Below are 2,212 nucleotides of genomic sequence, written 5' to 3'. Positions count from 1 at the left end.
CCACCTTCGAGACCGTGACCGGGCTGTCGCTGACGACGGATGAAGGTGGTTTGCGGGACGAGCTGCCGCCGATCACGACCTGGCTCAATCGCCTGCTGGCGTTGCGCATCGAGACCCAGAATCTGCTGTTCGAGGTGTTCGAGCAGCTGATGACGGCCAAGATCGAAGGCGCCATCGCCGCCGGCAACTACGACAAGGGCCTGGAGACGATCACGGCCGAAAGCATAGTCGTCACCGATCGCCGCACCGTCTACTCGCACCCGGTCTCGGGCGCGCAGTCGCATGTGCTGACCGTCGCGCGCAAGGACCGTATCCGACCGCTCGGCCTCGTCGACGCGCTGGCCATTGTCCGGGCGGAGCCACTATCGACCCTGCTGGTCAACACACGTTCGAGCCGCGCGGCCATACAGTTTCCGACCGCCAGCCTGATGCTCGACGGTCCCGTCGTCGAGCATCGCGTGCGTCTGCTGCGGCCGACGGACGAGCTGCGCTTCGGTCTCGATGCCCTTGCCGAAACCCACTGGCAGCCCACGACCCGAAAACTATTCTGCGACCTGTGGCAGGCAGAAGTCGCCGCCGTCCCGGAGTTCACCACCAGCACCTTTCACATCGTCACGGGTCTGCTGTTGCCGATCTGGCGTCGGCTGCCAGACCATGATTGTCAGGTCTACCGGATCCAGACCGATGCCGGCGAACGCATCATCGGTCGTCACATCGCGCTGACGCTGGTCGCGACCATGTTGCGCAATCTGGGGCTCGACGATTTACCCAAGCTCGCGCCGGAAGATGCCTGGGCCGGGCTCGTGGAAGGCAGGATTGGGCTGCAACTCGCCGATGGCCTGATCCTGCGCCGCAGCCGCGTCATGAACGACTACCGTGTCGAATTGATCTGCTTCACCGACGCGATGGTCCCCCGACTGAAGGCGCTGGGGCTGATATCCGAGATCATCTCCTGGAAGCTCCGGCTGTTCATCCCGACATCCGCGCAAGGTTGCGCCATCCTCACCTCCCTTCTCGAGCGCCATACGCTGGTCGGGGTCACCGACCGTACGGCCGCGGCTTGAGCGGAGGCGATCATGTCCGGTTCGGCGTCCGAGCTGGCACGCCGCCTTGGCGAACATGCCGAGGCGGTGTGCCGCGAATATCTCTCCAACGGCCATCGCTCCGGCAATTACTGGATGGTCGGCGATGTCCGCAATATGCGCGGCCGTTCCATGCATGTGCGGCTCAAAGCGGTTAGCGGCAAGGCAGCTGGAAAATGGGTCGATGAGTCATCGGGGGAATATGGCGACCTGCTTGACGTCATCGAGCAGAGCTGTGGTCTGGTCGACTTCCGCGAGGTCACGGATGAAGCACGTCGTTTCCTCGCCATGCCACAGCCAGACCTTCAGTCCAGACCATCCGTCGCCGGGCGCCAATCTGCCGCGACACGCGGCTCGCCTGAGGCCGCGCGTCGCCTGTTCGCCATGTCCCAGCCGATCGCCGGTACGCTGGCCGAACGATATCTTGCTGGCCGCGGCATCCTGCTTTCCACTCATGAGCGTGCGCTGCGTTTCCATCCCGGCTGCTACTACAGGGATCTCGTGACCGGCGAGACGCGGACCCTGCCTGCGCTGATTGCCGCTGTCACCAACCTCGACGGGGAGATTACCGGCCTGCAGCGCACCTGGCTTGATCCTTCGGGTCAGGGCAAGGCGCAACTCACTGATCCACGCCGCTCGCTGGGAGATCTCCTTGGCAACGGCATTTGGCTAGGCCGCCAGCCAGATGAGCCCGTCCCGGTCATGGCCGCCGGCGAGGGTTTTGAGACGATGGCGTCGGTTAAGGTGGTGATGCCGGCGCTGCCGGTGGCCGCCGCCACTTCGGCCAATCACCTCGCCGGCCTGACCTTCCCGCCTGGCTGCCGTCGCCTCTACATCGCAGCCGATGCCGACGCCGCCGGCCGGCATGGCATCGGGCGTCTCAGCCAGCGCGCAGGCGAGGCCGGGATTCTCGCCCTGGTTTTGCGGCCGCAGCTCGGCGACTTCAACGACGATCTGCGCCATCTCGGCCCCGCCCATCTCGCGGCACGGCTCAGCGATCAGCTCGTCCCGGAGGATGCCCGTCTTTTCCTGCCGTCCGGATGAACGGCCGGGGCGGCAGGCGGGCGGGGGCGTCACCGGAAGACGTTTAGGTATGGCGGCGGTCCGCCGGAGAGGCCGCGCCCGCGGCC

At 65.8% G+C, this 2,212-nt stretch carries 2 protein-coding genes; both read left to right on the top strand.

Annotated elements, in window-relative coordinates; translation table 11 throughout:
* Nucleotides 1-14 precede the first annotated feature (14 nt).
* Nucleotides 15-1,064 carry a strawberry notch C-terminal domain-containing protein gene (locus EN993_RS34995; RefSeq protein ID WP_245469061.1) on the top strand — a complete coding sequence of 350 codons (1,050 nt, stop codon included), beginning with the start codon at nucleotides 15-17 and terminating at the stop codon, nucleotides 1,062-1,064.
* 12 nt (nucleotides 1,065-1,076) lie between these two features.
* Nucleotides 1,077-2,126: a toprim domain-containing protein gene (locus tag EN993_RS34990; RefSeq protein ID WP_127266163.1), complete on the top strand. Its 1,050-nt coding sequence runs from the start codon at nucleotides 1,077-1,079 to the stop codon at nucleotides 2,124-2,126.
* The last annotated feature ends 86 nt before the right edge of the window (nucleotides 2,127-2,212 follow it).

This window comes from Mesorhizobium sp. M7D.F.Ca.US.004.01.2.1 (assembly GCF_003997785.1).
Taxonomy (GTDB): Bacteria; Pseudomonadota; Alphaproteobacteria; order Rhizobiales; family Rhizobiaceae; genus Mesorhizobium; species Mesorhizobium loti.
This window is presented reverse-complemented; position numbering and strand designations above follow the sequence as displayed.